Raw genomic sequence first — 17,801 nt, 5'->3', positions numbered from 1 at the left:
GTTCGCTACCCCTTTATGCGAGCGGGATGACACCGCCCGCGCCCGCTTGCAAGCCCGATCAGATAAAACGCCCCGGCTTTCCGCGCTGCAGCACCTCGATCCTGTAGCCATCGGGGTCGGTGATGAAGAAGAACCTGCCCACGAACCGCTCGCCACAGGCCATGTCCTTCACGGCCAGCGGGGCAAGGCCGGCCTCTGTCAGCCGGGCATGCTCGGCATCCACATCGGCCACCGACACGGCAAGGTGGCCATAGCCATCACCAAGATCATAGGGCTTTGTGCGGCCGTGGTTTACGGTCAGTTCCAGCTCGAATGTCTGTTCATCATTCGACAGGTAGATAAGGCTGAAGCTATCAAAAACAAGCCGGTCGGCCACTTTCAGGCCGAAGGCGGTTTCATAGAAGGCAAGGCTCGCGGCTTCATCAAGCACGCGGATCATGGAATGGATCATACGGGCCATTCGGCTTTTCTCCTGTTCTCCACGGCATGGGGCGTGATACGCCCACCCCGTATCGCATTGTTACACCTGCACTGTCTGGCACATTCATGAACGACCTGCACGGGTTTCACCCGCATTCCTTCACCGTCGCCTCGGCTGAGTCCGATACGCTGTTCTATTCGCGCAGACCTACCGGCCCCCTGCTCGATCAGGGTGCGCAGACGGCCATCACGGCGCTCTATCGCACGCTCCTGCCCGAGGATGGCAACATTCTCGACCTGATGGCAGGCCCTGACAGCCACCTGCCGCCCGACATGGAATTCGACAGCGTGATCGGCATCGGCGTGAACGCGCAGGCGCTTGATGCCAATACCCGCCTGACCGACCGAGTGGTGGAGGACATCAACGAAACCCCCGACCTGCCGCTCGCTGATGAAAGCATGGATGCCGCGCTTGTGTGCGATGTGGTGCCCTACCTGCGCCAGCCGGTGCAGGTGTTTCGTGAAATTGCGCGCGTGCTGCAACCCGGTGGCCTGATCATCATTACATATGGCACGCGCTTCATACCGCAAAAGGCCACGGCGCTGTGGCAGGCGCTTGAACCCGATGATCGCGGGCGCATGCTTGGCGTGCTGCTGCAGCGCGCGGGTTTCGGCCCGGTGGATACCGGCAGCGTGACCCCCGCGCCGGAGGACATGTTCTGGAAGGATGCGGTCATGGCGCTGACGGCCCGCCGTCCTGACATTTTGTAACATTGGCGGCACGCAGCGCTGTATTCCGCCACGAAGCGCGTGGCACAAACAGCACGGCGCGGCGGATCATGACTTATTAAAACAAATTATCATTTACCCGGCCTGCCGGACATGTTTTGTCACATCCTGTCTTAAACCTGTTCTGGGGCCTTCTGGCGATACATGCAGATTCCGTTCCTCTCCGGCAAGCCTGCCGGCCGTCTGGCCAGCCTGCTCATGCTGTGTTCCGTTCTGGTGCCCATGGCCGCCGCATGGGGCGATGAGGACCCCGAATCGCTGGATATCATGGAACGCCAGATGGCCCACCTGCAGCAGCAGCAGCAGGCCCTGCAGAACGAACTCGCCGCCATGCACCAGCAGATCGCCCAGCATCGCGCCCGCCTTGGCGGCACGTCGGCGGCAGGTAGTGGCAGCGCGGGCCATCCGCTTGAGGTCACGGGCTCGGGCGGGCATGTGCGCGGCGGCTGGGTGCCGGTGGAAGGCCATGCAACGCAGCAGGCGGTGGCAGGCGGCGAACTGGCGGGCCGCCCCCATATTGGCGGCTATTCCGACCCCACATCCGCACTTGGTGACCAGCCTACGGTTGAATCCGTGGTGGCGCACCGCGAGGAAGACCTGATCTCGCACATGGCCAACAACAATGTCGGCCCCCATAACCGCGAGACGGTGGGCGCGCAGTCGGCGGGTGCGCTGGGCAGCAAGGTGTTCCACCTTGGCCCGGTGGCGATTATCCTTGGCGGGTTTTTCGATGCGGCGGCGCTGGTCGAGAACCGTCAGGTTTCATCGGGCATCTTCAACTACTGGAACGCCATTCCCTTCCGCAACAGCTCGAACTTCCACACCACCAACTTCAATGGCGATGCGCGGTATTCGCGTTTCTCGCTCATGGCGCGCGGGCAGCTCAACCCGCATCTGACCGTGGCGGGCTTTGTTGAAACCGATTTTGGCGCGAGTGCCGAGACCACCAACCCGTACGAGAGCAATTCCTACGTGCCCCGGCTGCGGCAGGCTTACCTGACGCTGGATGATTCGCGTGCGGACCTGCATTTCCTCATCGGTCAGGCCTGGACCATGCTCACGCCGGACCGCGTGGGCATCGTGCCCCGCCAGGAAAGCCTGCCCGAAACGATTGAATCCTCCATCCTCGCGGGCCAGACCTGGTCGCGGCAGTGGCAGGTGCGCATCGTCAAGGACTTCCTCAAGCACCGCCTGTGGACCGGCCTGTCGATCGAGAACCCGGCCACCATCTATGACACCACCGGCTTCTCTGCCGCGGGTGACAATGGTGAATACAGCCTGGCCAACGGCGGCTACGCCAAGCTTGGCTCGAACGGCGTGGGGCTGAGCAGCGCCACCACCAACTATTCCAACGAGATCGCGCCCGACGTCATTGGCAAGGTGGCATGGGACCCCTCATGGGGCCATTACGAGGTCGAGGGCGTTGTCCACTTCCCGCATGACCGTTCGGTCATGAGCAACGGCGTGGGCGAGAACCACACCGCCATTGCCTGGGGGGTGGGTGGCTCGATGATCCTGCCGGTCATTCCCCACCGGCTGGAAGTGCGGCTGGCTGGCCTGGCGGGCAAGGGCATTGGCCGTTACGGCTCGGTGCTGCTGCCTGATGCCACGCTGCGTGCCAATGGCGCGCCCGCCCTGCTGTCGAGTGCGCAGACCACGGCAGGCGTGATCGCGCACCCCAACAAAACGATCGACGTGTATGGCTATTTTGGCATGCAGCGTTCGGGGCGCAGTTATTTTGATGAAAATGGCGGGGTTTATGGTTACGGCAACCCCATGGCCAACAATACCGGCTGCGAGACCGAGGCCTCCGATGCGGTCAGTGCCGCGCTGGGCAACTGCACGGCCAATATCCGCTCGGTGGAGGAGTTCACCATCGGGGCATGGTACCGTTTCATCCACGGCCAGTACGGCACGGTGCAGGCTGGCACGCAACTGGCCTATTCGCGCGTGCATACATGGGGTGGCATGGGCGGCGCGCCCACGACCAGCCTGAGCGAAATTTTCTTTGATTTCCGCTACCTGCCTTTCCAGTAAGGCAGGCGTGCCACGGCGGATATTGCGTCAGGCCGGGAAAAGGGGGATGGTGGCCCCGCAATCGGGAAGAACGGAAAGGCCTGCGCTCATGTCTATCAGGTTACGGCATTTGGTCCTTGCTGCGTGGCTGGGCGCTGCTGTCGCGCCAGGTATGGCCATGGCGGAGAGCGGTCATGCCGATGCAGGCAATGAAGACCCCGGCGAGGCCTCGCAGCGCCATGCCACCATGCACCAGCTTTCCAAAAAGCCGCCGCTGCCCACCCTGCATATGGATTACAGCCAGTACCGCTTCATTCCCAAGGGTGACCGCATCAAGGAACAGCCAGACGTGAACCGCCTGCTGTTCTGGACGCCCTCCGGCGAGCCGGATGGCTACGCGGAGAAACGCGGCACCGCCGTACTGTATTACGACCGCACCGGCAAGGCCGTGCGCGTGGATACCAACCCCTACAACCGCTAGGCGGCAGCAGCGGAATTTCAGCCCCGATGGCATGAGGAAGACCAGCGTGACGGTTTCGCAATCCCTTCTTTCCTTTGTGCTTGCGGCCCTCATTCTGGCGCTGACCCCCGGTCTGGATACGGCGCTCGTGCTGCGCACGGCCTCGCGGGATGGGTGGGGGAAAGGGGTGGAAACCGCCATGGGCATCGCCTGTGGCTGCCTGGCGTGGGGACTTGCCGCCGCAACCGGGCTGGGGGCGCTGCTTGCGGCCTCGCGTTTGGCGTTTGATGCGATCCGTGTCTGCGGCGCAGCCTACCTGCTGTGGATGGGGGTGAAGATGCTGCTGCGGCCCCGCAGTGACATGCTGCCCCCTGATACCGTCCGGCGCGGGCCGCCACGGGGCCATTTCCTGCGTGGGCTGTGCCAGAATCTGCTCAATCCCAAGATCGGGGTCTTTTATATTTCCTTCCTGCCGCAATTCGTGCCGGCGCATGTGCAGGTCGGTCCCTATCTGTTTGTGCTCTCGGGCGTGCAGGCAGGGGTGAGCCTGCTATGGCTGGTGGTGGTGGGCTGCATGGCGCATTCCTTCGCGCGCCTGCTGCGCCGGGGGGCGACGGCACGCCTGATGGACCGCCTGACCGGCTGTGTCTTCATCGGCTTCGGGCTGCGGCTGGGCCTGTCGCGGTACTGAACGGCTGTTTGAAAAAAAGCGGCGCGCCCATGAAAAAAGGGACCACCAGATGATGGTCCCTTCCTTCACGTCATGACTGCATGGCCTGTCAGATGGGCATGGCCCGCTCAAACACGGCTTCAAGCGCCATGATGCCGGGCAGGGTCTTGCCTTCCAGCCATTCAAGGAAGGCACCACCCGCACTCGAGATGTAGGAGATATGCTTCTCCACCCCCGCATGGCGCAGGGCGGAGACCGTATCCCCACCGCCCGCAATGCTTTTGAGCGCGCCCGCATCGGTCAGGCGGGCGACTTCGCGGGCGACTTCATTGGTGGCCGTATCGAACGGCGTGATCTCGAACGCGCCAAGCGGGCCGTTCCAGACCAGCGTCTTGAGCGTGGTGAGCTTCTCGTTGATCAGCCTGACCGTTTCCGGTCCCACGTCTAGCGCCATGGCATCAGCCGGAATGGCGCTGACCGGCACCGTGCGCGTGGGCACATCCGCCTTGAAGTCGGTCGCGGTCACGACATCAACCGGCAGGATGATCGTGCAGTTCTTTTCCTTCGCCCTGGCCATGATGTCACGCGCGGTGTCGTGCATCTCGGCCTCCTGCAGCGAGCGGCCCACATCCACGCCCTGTGCGGCAAGGAAGGTATTGGCCATCGCGCCGCCAATGATCAGCACGTCCACTTTTTCAAGCAGGTTGCCGATCAGGTCGAGCTTGGTCGAGATCTTGGCCCCGCCGACGATGGCACCCACCGGGCGGGCGGGGTTCTCAAGCGCGATGTTGAGCGCGTTGAGTTCCGTCTCCATCAGCCTGCCTGCAAAGGAAGGGAGCAGGCGGGCCACGCCCTCGGTCGAGGCATGGGCGCGGTGGGCGGCGGAGAAGGCATCATTGACGTAATAGTCGGCCAGCGCTGCGAATTCCTTGGCCAGGGCCGGGTCGTTCTGCTCCTCGCCGGGGTAGAAGCGGGTATTTTCCAGCACCACCACGTCGCCATCGTGCATGGCATCAACGGCCTGCTGCACCTTGGGGCCGGTGCAGTCATCAACAAAGGTGACCGGGCGGCCGAGCGCATCGCCAAGCGCATCGGCAATGGGGCCGAGCGACATTTCTGGCACCGGCTTGCCCTTGGGGCGGTCGAAGTGACTGACAACAATCACCTTCGCCCCCTTCTGGGCCAGTTCCTGAATGGTGGGCAGCAGGCGCAGGATGCGGGTTGCATCAGTGATCTGGGCGTTGCGCACCGGAACGTTCAGATCAGCGCGCAGGAGAACCTTCTTGCCCGTGGCATCAAGGTCATCCAGCGTCTTGAAGCTTGCGGCACTCATTACAGTGCCCCGAATGCGGCGGCCGTGTCGGCCATGCGGTTGGAGAAGCCCCACTCATTGTCGTACCAGCTGCAGATGCGCACCAGCTTGCCGCCATCGATCACCGCCGTCTGGGTGGCGTCAAAGGTGGAGGAGGCGGGCGAGTGGTTGAAGTCGGTGCTGACCAGGGGAGCAGTATTGTAGGAAAGGATGCCCTTGAGCGGGCCCGACTCGGCGGCCTTGCGCATGGCTTCGTTGACCTCTTCAACGGAGGCAGGCGCCTTCTTGGGCACGAAGTCGAGCGAGACGAGCGACACGTTGGGGGTCGGCACGCGGATGGCGGTGCCATCGAGCCGGCCCTTGAGGTGCGGCAGCACCAGCCCCACGGCGCGCGCGGCCCCGGTCGAGGTCGGGATCATGTTCAGGGCGGCACCGCGTGCGCGGCGCAGGTCCTTGTGCAGCGTGTCCACCGTGCGCTGGTCGCCGGTGTAGGAGTGGATGGTGACCATGTAGCCACATTCGATGCCGAACGTATCATCAAGCACCTTGGCTACCGGGGCAAGGCAGTTGGTGGTGCATGAGGCATTCGAGATGACGGTCATGTCAGGCGTCAGCACGTCCTGGTTCACGCCATAGACGATGGTGGCATCCACGCCCGAGGCCGGGGCGGACACGATCACCTTGCGGGCGCCTGCCGTGATCAGCTGGGCGGCCTTTCCCTTGTCGGTAAAGCGGCCGGTGCATTCAAGGGCCACGTCCACGCCCTTGAAGGGCACCTTCGTGGGGTCGGCCTCGGCCGAGACGGTGATGGGCGCGTAGGTGCGGCCATTGGCGGTGATGATGATCTGGTTGCCCTCGACCTTCACCTCGGCGGGGAAGCGCCCGTGCACGCTGTCATAGGACAGCAGATGTGCGTTGTCGGCCACGCTGCCAAGGTCATTGATCGCGACCGGCACCACGTCGGTGCGCCCGCTTTCAATGATGCCACGCAGCACGAGGCGACCAATGCGACCAAAACCGTTTATTGCGACTTTAACAGCCATGTTCTTATTATCTCCGTAAGGGTCAGACATGTTCACACACTGGCATCGAGCGATGCCAGCCCGGGTGGTGGAGGCGCGCCGTTTCCTCCCATGGTTTCCATCGCGGTTCCGGCATGGGCGTGGAGCAGCCGCATGGCGTCGCGGCAGATCCGCTCGGGCGTGATGTCAGCCAGGCTGTCGGGCGCATCAGGCGTGGGGGAGGCCCCGAACCCGTCAATGCCCACGAACAGCCCGTCCGGCCCAAGCCAGCGATCCCATCCAAAACCCGATGCGGCCTCGATTCCGATCCGGGGCGCTGTTCCCAGCACGGCAGCACGATACGTCATTTTTTGGGCGGCGAACAGTTCCCAGCACGGAAGTGATACAACCGCCGCTCCGATGCCCGCCGCGCGCAGCAGCGCGCGCGCCGCCAGCGCCACGATGGCCTCGTGCCCCGTAGCCACCAGCGTGACCTGCCGCTGGCCTTCGGCCTCGGCCAGCACATAGCCGCCGCGTGCGCACAGGTTGGTCAGGCCATGCTGTTCGCGCTCGGGCACGGCAGCGGCAATCGAGGGGGCGGATTCCAGCACCAGCAGGCTTGGCCCGGTCGTACGCCGCAGCGCCAGTTCCATGCATTCCATGGTCTCGCGGTGGTCGGCAGGGCGGAACAGCGCCATGTTGGGCATGGCGCGCAGGCTTGCCAGTTGCTCGACAGGCTGCCAGCCGCCCGCGTTCTCGCCACGCGGCATGTCGTCATCGCTGAGCAGGTAGATCACCTGCTGGCCGGTCATGGCGGCGTAGCGCAGGGCGGGGCGCATGCGGTCCACCGCGATGATGGTGGTGGCGCCAAAAGCCAGCAGCCCGCCATGCAGTGCAATGCCGTTGAGCAGGGCGGCCATGCCATGCACCTGCGTGCCGCATGAAAGATCGGGCTCGGCACTGCTGCGCCGCAGGGCGGAAAAATCGGCCATCATGCCCTGGCGCGAGCGCAGGCAGGTCAGTTCGGGCAGCAGTTCATGCAGGGTTTCAAGTCCGCGCCGGGCCGAGAAAGCTGGCGAGGCACGGGCCAGCAGCGCACTGTGCTCGCGCCATGAACGCTGCCAGTCAGGCTGCCAGAAGGCGGGGCGCTGGTTGCGGGCCATGCGCTCGAACTCGGCTTTCTGCCGGTCCTTGAACAGGCGGCGCAGCCACGAGCGCCGCGCGCTGGCACCCCGCCGCGCAGCCCCCGCCCACAGGCCCGGATCATCGACAAAGGGCGGTGGCGGATCGGTCTCGGGCGGGGCGATGCACGCGATCAGGCAGGGCTTGTGCGTGCGCTGGGCCGAGGCGATGACGCTTGCAATCTGTTCGGTATTGCCCGCATCGACCTTGCGCACCGACCAGCCCGATGCGCTGTAGCGCGGCAGGATGGTGTCCACCTCCTCGCGCTCGGTGCTCCACAGGCCCACCACCAGGGTTACGCGGTCAAGGCCGAGCTGGCCTGCCAGGGCGGCACTTTCCAGCGCCACGCCGGTGGAAAGTTCGCTCCAGCACCCCAGCGCCCACACGCGGTGATTGACCACCGAGCGGCCAAAGCGGGCCGCCAGCTTCTGCTCGGCCAGCGCCATGCCGATCGCAGCGCCCAGCCCCTGCCCGTTGGGGCCGCAGGCCTGCCGGTCGGTCACGGCAGGCGTGTCGGGGCGGGGGGCCTGCCCCGACAGTTCGGCCATGATGCGCGGCAGCACCCGGTAGCGCGGCGAGGAGATGACCAGGCGGTCACGATCCGGCCAGTCGGGGCTGGCCGGGTCGAAGCGCAGGAAACGACTCCACAGCACCGCGCACAGACCGGCCATGACGCGCGCATGCGGGGCATGACGCCGGTCGGTTTCATGCACGCCGATGGCATGGCGGATCGCCGTTGCCAGCCGCTCGGGCATGGAAGGGGCCGCTGGCGGCAGGGCAGGTGAGATCTCGAGGGCTTCTTGGTCTTCGGGCATGCGGCGTCGTCCATGGAGCAGGGTATGATCAGTCGGAGCCGGTGGAGTACTGTTACTGCGCCCGGTGCGCTGCGGCAACATTGCTGCACGCGCCCCTATGCCCGGCGTGGCGGATACTGTATCGGTAGCAGGTCATGCTCCGTCCGTCCCCCCGTTTCGCCCGCCGTGCCATTATTGTGGCGGTCCTGTGCCTGCCAGCCATGGGCGGGTGCCGGCTGGTCAGCCAGAAAACCTTCAACCGCCACGCAGGCGATCCGCCCAGCCCGCCTGCCATGCCGGCGCACAGGATCGTGGCCATCGAGGCGCCGCCGCTTGTCACCATCGTGGCGGGCACGCCGCCTGCGCACTGGCAGCCTGCAGTCAGGGCTGCCGTGGCCGATGCGCTTGCGCGCAAGCCCAACGCGCTGTTCACCATCGTGGTCAATGTGCCGGTGGGGGGCGCAAGCGGCCTGCCGGAGATGAAGGCGGCGGTGGATACGGATGGCCAGCCGGTGCTGCAGGCGGTGATGGATGCGGGCGCAGGCACCGCCCAGACCGAGATGGATGCCCGGGGCGTGCCCGCCGGCAGCGCAACGCAGGTCTGCATTTACGTCGAGTAGTCCAATGCGGTTTTGCAATTTCCGCCCCCATCATGCCATAAAGGCCCCGTTGCCGGTGGTTAACCGCCAGCCCTGGCACCGATGAGGGGCGGTTTCACGCCCCCGGCCTGGGCCACCCCGCACGGTGGGCGTAATGAATGAAGGCCCCGTAAACACGATCGGGGTATGCCATGGAGAAAACCAGCAGTGTCCAGTAATCATGTGGATGGGCATCCGTTTTTCCGGTTCTGCCAGACGGCGCTGGCCGATATCCGCGCCCAGGGGCGATACCGGCAGTTTACGCCCCTGTCACGGCTGGCCGACCGCTACCCGCTATACGAGCAGCCCGAGACCGCACCCACGCCATCCACCCCCGCCTGCCCCGAAGACCGGGAGGTCGTGGTCTGGTCCTCCAATGACTACCTTGGCATGGGTGTCGAGCCGGTTGTGACCGAGGCCGCGATCCGCGCCATCCATGAACATGGGGCGGGTGCGGGCGGCACGCGCAACATCGCGGGCACCAGCCCGGTGCACACCGCGCTGGAGGCGGAGCTTGCTGATCTGCATGGCAAGGAGGCGGGGCTGCTGTTCGGCTCGGGCTATGTGTCGAACCAGGCCTCGCTCCAGACCATCCTGACAAGCATGCCCGGCTGGATCTGCTTTTCCGACCGGCTGAACCATGCTTCCATGATTGCGGGCATCAAGGGCGCGCGCGGGTCGAGCACGATCATTTTCGAGCATAACGACCTTGCCGACCTTGAAGCGAAGCTGGCTGCGGCCCCGAAGGATGCGCCCAAGCTGATTGCGTTCGAGAGCGTGTATTCGATGGATGGCGACATTGCCGACATCGCGGGCACCTGCGCGCTGGCCCGCAAATACGGCGCCATGACCTACCTTGATGAAGTGCATGCCGTGGGCCTGTATGGCGCGCAGGGCGGCGGCGTGTCGCAGCGCGATGGCGTGGCCGATCAGGTGGACATCATCGAGGGCACGCTGGCCAAGGGCTTTGGCGTGCATGGCGGCTACATCACCGCCTCGAGCAATATCGTGGAATATCTGCGCCTGAGCGCCTCGGGCTTCATCTTTACCACAGCCCTGCCGCCTGCGGTCGTGGCGGCGGCGCTGGCAAGCGTGAAGCAGGTGCGCAAGGACAACTGGCGGCGCGAGCGCATTTTCGAGCGTGTCGATACCTTCCGCACCAAGCTCAGGGCAGCGGGCATTCCCTTCAACATGACGCCGAGCCACATCGTGCCCATCCCCGTGGGCGATGCCCGGCGCTGCCGCGAACTGAGCGACCGGCTGCTCAATGATTACGGCATGTACACCACCCCCATCAACTACCCCACCGTGCCGCGTGGCACGGAGCGGCTGCGCCTGACGCCGGGGCCGCGCCATACGGATGCGATGATGGACGAGATGGTGGCGGCCCTTGGCCACCTGCTGCGGGTCAATGACCTGGCCGATGCATCTGCCGTGGCCATGGCCTGAGGCCACATGCCCTTTCCCGGTCGCCCGCCATCATGGGAGCCGGGAAAGGGCCTGATCCGATACCCTGCAACAGAGAAAAGCTTCAGGATAACACCGCCTTATTTGGAAAAAGGCGGTGCCCAGAAACTTCTATTCTCTTAATGATTCTGCGCGATGGCCTTTTTCAGGTCATCGTAGCTGACGGCGCCGGGAATGATCTGGCGGGCATTGAACACGAAGGTGGGCGTGCCATCGAGCCCGATCGCACGCGCGAGTTCCATGTTGGCCTGCAGGATGGACGTGACCTTTGCACCATTCATGTCACTGACCAGCTGGGTGGCGTTCAGCCCCGCCTGGCCAGCCAGCGTGCGCATGCGCTCGACCGTGGGCTGCACGGAATCGTTCATCACCACGCCCTGCATGCGGAAATAGGCGTCCTGCCCGCCCTGCACGAAGGCCGCTACAAGCGCCTGCGATGCAATCAGGCTGGGCTGGCCGAGCACGGGAATGACCTTTTCAATAATGCGCAGGTCCTTGTTCTCGCGCGTCAGGCGGTCGAGGTCGGGCAGCACCTTGCGGCAGTAGGGGCAGCGCGGATCATAGAATTCGACAACGGTGGTCTGCCCCCTGGCATTGCCCAGCACGCCATCGCTTGCGGTGGGCGTGGTCAGGTCGCCGTGGTGGCTTTCCAGCGCGGAGCGGGCCGCGTTCTGCTGGGCGGCATTGGCGTTGCTGCGCAGGGCGGCAATGGCGTCTGACAGGATGGTGGGGTCGGTTTTCAGCGCATTGCGCATGATCTCGACAATTTCCTGCCGCTGGGCAGGGGTGAAGCTGGCCTGTGCCTCAGCAGCCCTGCCCGCGCCCGCCGTGGCAGCCAGGATTGCCCCCGTGGCGAGCAGGGTGGGCAGCAGGCGTGGTCGGTTCCGGCGGGGCGAAAGAAAGGTCACGGGTTTGCTCCGTTGTCATGTCGCGATAGGGTGGTGTGTAAAGGATCGGGCAGCGGAAAGAAATGGGCCATGGGGCCGTGGGGGCGCCATGCCTGTTGCCGATGGCCCGGAACGCCGCTAAGTCGTGAAGGGTCTGCTATGATCGCGCGGTCGTTACGCGTTGTTGAACGGAATGAAGCCGACCTGCCCATTGGAGAAGCGTTGCGTGCCTGAGCATTCGTCGATCACCCCTGTCGCCCGTCGGTCCATGCGTACGGCGCTCTGTGCCGTTCTGGCCCTTTCGGTTACGGGCTGCGCCTTCAAGAACTATTCGCCCGTCAAGATCGTTTCCAGCATGTTTGGCCCCTCACCGGGGCAGTTGATCGGCACTGTCTCCTCCGATGAGCCGCAGGCCACGCTGGTCGGGCGAGACATTCTCCAGCGCGGCGGCAATGCGGCGGATGCGGCCACGGCCATGGGGCTGGCCCTGGCCGTGACACTGCCTTCGCGTGCCTCGCTTGGCGCGGGCGGCGCATGCCTTGCCTACCGTCCGGGTGACCAGAACGGGGGCCGCGCCTTTATGTTCCTGCCAGTGGCTGGGGCGACCGACGGGTCGGGCATGTCGCATGCCGACCGCCCGGCAGCGGTGCCCATGCTGGCGCGCGGGCTGTACCTCATGCACCTGCAATATGGCTCGGCCGCATTTTCCGAGATGGTGCCGGATGCGATCACGCTCGCGGCCAATGGCGTCAATGTGAGCCGCCAGCTTGCCACCGATCTGGCCGCAGTCCAGGTGCCGCTTCTGGCTGATGCTGGCGTGCGCGCTGTATTCGCCCGCTCGGATGGCAAGGCGCTGGCCGAGGGCGATGCGCTGGTGCAGACCCATCTTTCCGGCGCGCTGGACCAGATCCGCAGCATGGGCGTGGGCGATCTTTATAATGGGGCGCTGGGCCAGTCCTTCGTGGCGGGCAGCCAGAAGGCTGGCGGTGGCCTGACCATGGCCGACATGCGAGGGGCCATTCCGTCCGAGCGGCTGCCGCTCTCCGTGAGCAGTGGCGAGACGCAGGTCAGCTTCCTGCCGCCGCCGGCCGATGGCGGGCTGGGTGCTGCGGTGGCGTTCCGTGCCGCATCCTCATCCGATGCGGCAACGCGCGCGCAGGCCAGTGTTGCGGGCTGGCGCGCACAGAATGGCAGCCACGCCAGCGGCACGGGTGATGACCTGACCGCCCGCGCGCAGGCCTTTGTCAATGCAGGCGGGGCAGGGGGCGGCGGGTTGCCGTCGCTGCCGGCTTCCACCTCATTTACCGTGGTTGACCACGGGGGCATGGCAGTTGCATGCAGCCTGAGCATGGACAACCTGTTTGGTACCGGGCGCATGGCGGGCAATACCGGCATCGTGCTCGGTGCCTCGCCCGCGCGCCTGCCGCAGCCGCTTTATGCTGCCGCCATTGCCAGCCAGGGCCGCGCCTTCCGTGCGGTGGTGGCGGGGTCGGGCCAGAATGATGCGGCCGCGGCTACCGGCATCGCCATGCGGCAACTGCTTGCGGGCCAGACACCTGATTCCCATCCTGTTACGGCACAGGGCCGCGTAAACGCCATTTCCTGCCCGCGCGGCCTGCCGGGCGATGGCGCAACCTGCACCGCCGTGACCGACCCGCGTGGGGCGGGGCTGGCCATGGGGCCGCGCTGAACGGCGATTATTGCCTGGCAGGCCATCATTATCAGGGCGGGAAAGGAACAGGACCATTGTAAATGATCCTGTTTTGTTCCATATTGCAGAACATGACCCGCCCCCTGTTTCAGGCTGGCGTGGCAGGGCGGAATGCCCGTTATTAAGGTTTCATTCCACACGAACCAGGTAGGCAGGCAATGGCACAGGCTCCGGGTATAGATAAAAGCAAGGCCCTGGAAGGGGCATTGAGCCAGATCGAGCGCGCGTTCGGCAAGGGCTCGATCATGCGCATGGGCGAGCGTCCGTCCGAGCAGGTGGACGTGATTTCCACCGGTTCGCTCGGCCTAGACATAGCACTGGGCATTGGCGGCCTGCCGCGTGGCCGCATTGTCGAGATTTATGGCCCCGAAAGCTCGGGCAAGACCACCATGGCGCTGCACGCCATTGCCGAGGCGCAGCGCAAGGGCGGCACCTGCGCCTTCATCGATGCCGAGCACGCGCTTGACCCCGGCTATGCCCGCAAGCTGGGCGTGGATGTGGACAACCTGCTGATCAGCCAGCCCGATGCGGGCGAGCAGGCACTCGAGATTGCCGATACGCTGGTGCGCTCGGGCGCGATTGACGTGCTGGTGGTCGATAGCGTGGCGGCCCTGGTGCCGCGCGCCGAGCTTGAGGGCGATATGGGCGACAGCCATGTCGGCCTGCATGCCCGCCTCATGAGCCAGGCTTTGCGCAAGCTCACCGGATCGGTCTCGCGTTCCAACACCATGCTGATCTTCCTCAACCAGATCCGCCTCAAGATTGGCGTGATGTTCGGCAGCCCGGAAACGACAACGGGCGGCAACGCGCTGAAGTTCTATGCCTCCGTGCGCATGGACATCCGCCGCATCGGCTCGATCAAGGACAAGGACGAGGTGACGGGCAACCAGACCCGCGTCAAGGTGGTCAAGAACAAGATGGCGCCGCCCTTCCGCCAGGTCGAGTTCGATATCATGTATGGCGAAGGCATCAGCAAGGTAGGTGAACTGATCGACCTTGGCGTCAAGGCAGGCATTGTTGAAAAGTCCGGCGCCTGGTTCTCATGTGACAGCCAGCGGATCGGGCAGGGGCGTGAAAACGCCAAGCAGTTCCTGCGCGACCACCCGGAAATGGCCGCCGATATCGAGCGCCGTGTGCGCGAGCAGGCCGGTGTCGTGGCCGAGGCCATGCTGGTCGGTCCCGATGAGGAAGGGGCGGACTGATTGCCCTTGGCCTGTTCCATTGTAACAGGCTATCGTCCCTGCGCTCTGGCGTGGCCTGTGCCATGGCGGAAGCAGGGTCTGAAAAGCGGGGGTAAGGGCAGCCGGAATGAGACCACGTCTTGCAATGATCGGCTTGCTGGCCTGCCTTGCCGCCTGTAGCGGCGGGCATGACGACAATAATGATCCGGCCGATGTGGATGAAGCCCCCCGCCCGCTCGGCCGCAGCGCGTGGGAGGGACACCACGCCACGCATGCAGACAATGCCCTGCGCCCGCTCTCGCGCCACCTGCCCAAGCCGCCCACCCCCAATGAAGACGGGGCGACCGAGGATTATCATCCGCCCCCTGATGCTGAGGCGATGCGGATGATCTCATCGGGTTACGACGCCAATCAGGCTGGCGATGATGACCAGTCCGACAGTGATGATGGCAAGCATTTTGTTGTGCCTGACACGCAGGTCAGCTTCGGCAAGCCGGGCAGAAAATAGCCGCCTGTAAAGAAGTTTTTGGTAAGGCTTTTTTCAAAAAGCTTTAAAGAACGCTGCCTTTTTGAAAAAATGCAGCGCCTGAAAACTTTATATTGTTTTCCAGATACGCTCTTACAGCACCAGCACGGCCCGGATATCGTTCACATTGGTCAGGGTGGGACCGGTCATGACCAGATCGCCCGTCTGTCGGAACACCGTGTAACTGTCATGCGCGCGCAGGGCGGCGCGCGGGTTGCAGCCTGCGGCTTCGGCGCGGGCCAGCGTGTCGGGGGTGATGATCGCACCCGCCGCGTCCTCCGTGCCATCAATACCGTCGCTATCCGCTGCAATGGCCCAGATGCCCGCTTGCCCCTGCAGGGCGCAGGCCATGGAGAGCAGGAACTCGGTATTGCGCCCGCCCCGCCCCGGCGCGGGACCGGCCGGGTTGATGCTGACCGTCGTCTCGCCGCCCGAAAGCAGCACGGCGGGCCCCGCCACGGGCAGGCCATGCAGCCGGGCCGACAGGGCAATGCCAGCCATGAGCGTGCCGGCATCACGGCTTTCGCCCTCCAGCGCATCCCCCAGAATCAGCGGCGTCAGGCCGCATTCGCGTGCCATGCTGGCTGCCGCCTGCAGCGCCATCAGTGGCGTTGCGATCAACGTGACCTGATTGGCAGGCGAAAGCACCATCGGCCCGGCATCGTGTTCCAGCACGTTCCGGGCGGCTTCGGGCAGGGCAATGCCGTAATGGGCAATGATGGCGCGCGCGTCGGCGGGTGTGGTGGGGTCCGCCATCGTAGGGCCGCTCGCGATGGTCAGCGGGTCATCGCCCGGCACGTCGCTTATGGCCAGTGTCACGACCCGGGCAGGGCAGGCGGCCGCGGCCAGCCCGCCGCCCTTGATCGCCGAGAGGTGGCGCCGCACCACGTTCATGTCGCGTATGCTGGCCCCGCTATGCAGCAGGGCGCGGTTGATGGTGCGCAGGTCATCGAGCGTCACGCCCGCTTTGGGCAACTCCAGCAGCGCTGATCCACCACCGGAAATCAGTGCGATGACCAGGTCATCAGGCCCCAGACCGGCTACTTCCGCCATCATGGCGTGGCCTGCGGCCACGCTGCGGTCGTCGGGCACGGGATGGGCGGCTTCCAGCACGCGGATGCGCTGTGTGGGTGCGGCGTGTCCATCGCGCGTGACCACGCAGCCGCTCATTTCCACATCCGGCCAGGCGCGTTCAAGGGCGGCTGCCATGGTTGCCGCCGCCTTGCCTGCGCCCACCACAATGCACCGGCCCTTTGGCTTTGAAGGCAGGTAGCGCTCCAGCACCTGAGCGGGCAGGGCACTGTGGATAGCGGAATCAAGAATGCGGCGCAGGGTGGCGCGGGCGTGCCCGTCCGTCCAGTCCGCAGGCATGCTCTGCCGGGGAGCGGCGGAAAACGGGTGGATGGTCGGGTCGTTCATGACGCTATCCCTGTCATTGGCGTGGCGCGGCATATGAGCCGCCATGGGGCGGATGGCCTGCCTGCGGGCGGGATGCCCGGTGGAGGCGCGGTGGGGTCCATACCATTCATGCAGCATGGCGCGGTGTGTCACAATTGTCACGTCTGTGTCAGGATGGGCGGAATGCGGCGGGTTGTGGAGGGCGTACACGCTAAATTGGGCGGCCCATCTCTGGATTGGCGCAGGCGATGGTGATACGCGGCAGATGGCCTGCCCCCATGGGCAGACTGCCACAGCAGAAAGGACAAGGGCATGGAGGACTGCATGCTGGACGCGCGTCCCGTCATCTCCACGCATCCGGCCCCCGGCCCGGTGCAGCCTTACCTGATCTTTCCCCGCCCCGAATGGGCGGCCCTGCGCGCCAATGTGCCGCAATCACTGGGCGAGGCCGATATCGCCACGCTGCGCGGACATAACGAGCCGGTCTCGCTCGAGGACATAACCGAGATTTACCTGCCGCTGTCGCGCCTGCTCAACCTGCATGTCATGGCCACCCGCAGCCTGAACAGCATGGTCAAGAGCGCGTTCATGGGCAGGCCGGGCGTGACCATGCCGTTCGTGATCGGCATCGCGGGCAGCGTGGGGGTGGGCAAGAGCACCTTTGCCCGCCTGCTGCAGGCCGTGCTGTCGCGCTGGCCCGACCACCCGAATGTGGCGCTGGTCACGACCGATGGCTTCCTGCTGCCCACGCGCGAGCTGGAAAAGCGCAACCTCATGCACCGCAAGGGCTTCCCCGAAAGTTATGACCTGCGGCAGATGATCAGCTTCCTTTCAGCGCTGAAGGCGGGCGGGCGCAACCTCAAGGTGCCGGTCTATTCGCATGAGGCCTATGACATCATTCCCGGCCGCCATCAGGTGATCGACCAGCCCGATATCCTGATCTTCGAGGGGCTGAACGTGCTCCAGACCGTGTCCGAGCAGCCGTTCATGGCGTCCGACTTCTTTGATTTCTCGATCTATCTCGATGCAGATACGCGGGTGATCGAGGACTGGTACGTCCGGCGCTTCCTGCTATTGCAGAAAACCGCCTTCCGCAAGCCGACATCCTATTTCCACCATTACGCCGACCTGCCCGAACGCGAGGCCGAGCAGCTTGCGCGCGACATCTGGCGGCGCATCAACCTGCCCAACCTGCAGCAGAACATCCTGCCCACGCGCGAGCGCGCCCGCGTGGTCATGCACAAAAGCCCTAGCCATGCGATCGATACGGTGTGGATGCGCCAGATTTAAAAAACGGTTGTTAAAAGAGTAAAGGTTTCTGGGTGTCCCCTTTTTTCAAAAAGGCGGCG

The 17,801-nt window shown here is 64.8% G+C and carries 16 protein-coding genes; 10 read left to right on the top strand and 6 right to left on the bottom strand.

The window, feature by feature from the left end; translation table 11 throughout:
* Positions 1–58: 58 nt before the first annotated feature.
* Entirely contained in the window at positions 59–460 is a 402-nt protein-coding gene (locus FMA36_RS02900; RefSeq protein ID WP_159260678.1) for a VOC family protein, read from the bottom strand.
* An 86-nt stretch (positions 461–546) separates the two neighbouring features.
* Between FMA36_RS02900 and FMA36_RS02895 the strand changes: the two genes are divergently transcribed.
* The 4 genes from FMA36_RS02895 to FMA36_RS02880 all read left to right on the top strand — a co-directional run bounded on the left by FMA36_RS02895 (position 547) and on the right by FMA36_RS02880 (position 4,376).
* Positions 547–1,191 carry a class I SAM-dependent methyltransferase gene (locus FMA36_RS02895; protein ID WP_159263545.1) on the top strand — a complete coding sequence of 215 codons (645 nt, stop codon included), beginning with the start codon at positions 547–549 and terminating at the stop codon, positions 1,189–1,191.
* A 162-nt stretch (positions 1,192–1,353) separates the two neighbouring features.
* Positions 1,354–3,246, top strand: a complete 1,893-nt coding sequence (locus FMA36_RS02890; RefSeq protein WP_159260676.1) for a hypothetical protein — start codon at positions 1,354–1,356, stop codon at positions 3,244–3,246.
* Positions 3,247–3,403: 157 nt separating this feature from the next.
* Positions 3,404–3,706 carry a hypothetical protein gene (locus tag FMA36_RS02885; RefSeq protein WP_159260674.1) on the top strand — a complete coding sequence of 101 codons (303 nt, stop codon included), beginning with the start codon at positions 3,404–3,406 and terminating at the stop codon, positions 3,704–3,706.
* A 31-nt stretch (positions 3,707–3,737) separates the two neighbouring features.
* Complete coding sequence (locus tag FMA36_RS02880) at positions 3,738–4,376, top strand: LysE family translocator (RefSeq protein WP_240906461.1); 639 nt, start codon at positions 3,738–3,740, stop codon at positions 4,374–4,376.
* Between the two features lie 88 nt (positions 4,377–4,464).
* Here the strand turns inward: FMA36_RS02880 and FMA36_RS02875 are convergent, their stop codons facing one another.
* Genes FMA36_RS02875 through FMA36_RS02865 form a run of 3 tightly spaced genes read right to left on the bottom strand, consistent with a single transcriptional unit; the run spans position 4,465 to position 8,665 of the window.
* Complete coding sequence (locus FMA36_RS02875) at positions 4,465–5,688, bottom strand: phosphoglycerate kinase (RefSeq protein ID WP_159260672.1); 1,224 nt, start codon at positions 5,686–5,688, stop codon at positions 4,465–4,467.
* Positions 5,688–6,710, bottom strand: a complete 1,023-nt coding sequence (gene gap / locus FMA36_RS02870) for a type I glyceraldehyde-3-phosphate dehydrogenase (RefSeq protein WP_159260670.1) — start codon at positions 6,708–6,710, stop codon at positions 5,688–5,690. Before gap ends, FMA36_RS02875 begins: the two co-directional genes overlap by 1 nt.
* Positions 6,711–6,742: 32 nt before the next feature.
* Positions 6,743–8,665, bottom strand: a complete 1,923-nt coding sequence (locus FMA36_RS02865) for a transketolase-like TK C-terminal-containing protein (protein ID WP_159260668.1) — start codon at positions 8,663–8,665, stop codon at positions 6,743–6,745.
* A 134-nt stretch (positions 8,666–8,799) separates the two neighbouring features.
* Here FMA36_RS02865 and FMA36_RS02860 point away from each other — a divergent pair, with 134 nt between their 5' ends.
* Both FMA36_RS02860 and hemA read left to right on the top strand, forming a co-directional pair.
* A complete protein-coding gene (locus FMA36_RS02860) occupies positions 8,800–9,264 on the top strand; it encodes a hypothetical protein (RefSeq protein ID WP_159260666.1) in 465 nt (154 codons plus the stop codon).
* Between the two features lie 165 nt (positions 9,265–9,429).
* Positions 9,430–10,731: a 5-aminolevulinate synthase gene (gene hemA / locus FMA36_RS02855; RefSeq protein WP_159260664.1), complete on the top strand. Its 1,302-nt coding sequence runs from the start codon at positions 9,430–9,432 to the stop codon at positions 10,729–10,731.
* Between the two features lie 137 nt (positions 10,732–10,868).
* On the opposite strand, the gene FMA36_RS02850 is transcribed toward hemA, so the two are convergent.
* A complete protein-coding gene (locus tag FMA36_RS02850) occupies positions 10,869–11,657 on the bottom strand; it encodes a DsbA family protein (protein ID WP_159260662.1) in 789 nt (262 codons plus the stop codon).
* Positions 11,658–11,904: 247 nt separating this feature from the next.
* On the opposite strand from FMA36_RS02850, the gene FMA36_RS02845 reads away from it, so the two are divergent.
* The 3 genes from FMA36_RS02845 (at position 11,905) to FMA36_RS02835 (ending at position 15,036) form a co-directional block, all read left to right on the top strand.
* Complete coding sequence (locus tag FMA36_RS02845) at positions 11,905–13,326, top strand: gamma-glutamyltransferase (RefSeq protein WP_159263541.1); 1,422 nt, start codon at positions 11,905–11,907, stop codon at positions 13,324–13,326.
* A gap of 179 nt (positions 13,327–13,505) precedes the next feature.
* Positions 13,506–14,549 (top strand): recombinase RecA, encoded by a 1,044-nt coding sequence (gene recA, locus FMA36_RS02840; protein WP_078526443.1) that lies wholly within the window; start codon positions 13,506–13,508, stop codon positions 14,547–14,549.
* A 106-nt stretch (positions 14,550–14,655) separates the two neighbouring features.
* On the top strand, positions 14,656–15,036 hold the full coding sequence (locus tag FMA36_RS02835; RefSeq protein WP_240906460.1) for a hypothetical protein: 381 nt from the start codon (positions 14,656–14,658) through the stop codon (positions 15,034–15,036).
* A 111-nt stretch (positions 15,037–15,147) separates the two neighbouring features.
* Here the strand turns inward: FMA36_RS02835 and FMA36_RS02830 are convergent, their stop codons facing one another.
* Positions 15,148–16,473 carry a glycerate kinase type-2 family protein gene (locus FMA36_RS02830; RefSeq protein ID WP_159263537.1) on the bottom strand — a complete coding sequence of 442 codons (1,326 nt, stop codon included), beginning with the start codon at positions 16,471–16,473 and terminating at the stop codon, positions 15,148–15,150.
* Between the two features lie 291 nt (positions 16,474–16,764).
* On the opposite strand from FMA36_RS02830, the gene coaA reads away from it, so the two are divergent.
* Positions 16,765–17,742, top strand: a complete 978-nt coding sequence (gene coaA, locus FMA36_RS02825; RefSeq protein WP_159260660.1) for a type I pantothenate kinase — start codon at positions 16,765–16,767, stop codon at positions 17,740–17,742.
* The last annotated feature ends 59 nt before the right edge of the window (positions 17,743–17,801 follow it).

It is taken from the genome of Komagataeibacter xylinus, from assembly GCF_009834365.1.
Taxonomy (GTDB): domain Bacteria; phylum Pseudomonadota; class Alphaproteobacteria; order Acetobacterales; family Acetobacteraceae; genus Komagataeibacter; species Komagataeibacter xylinus_D.
This window is presented reverse-complemented; position numbering and strand designations above follow the sequence as displayed.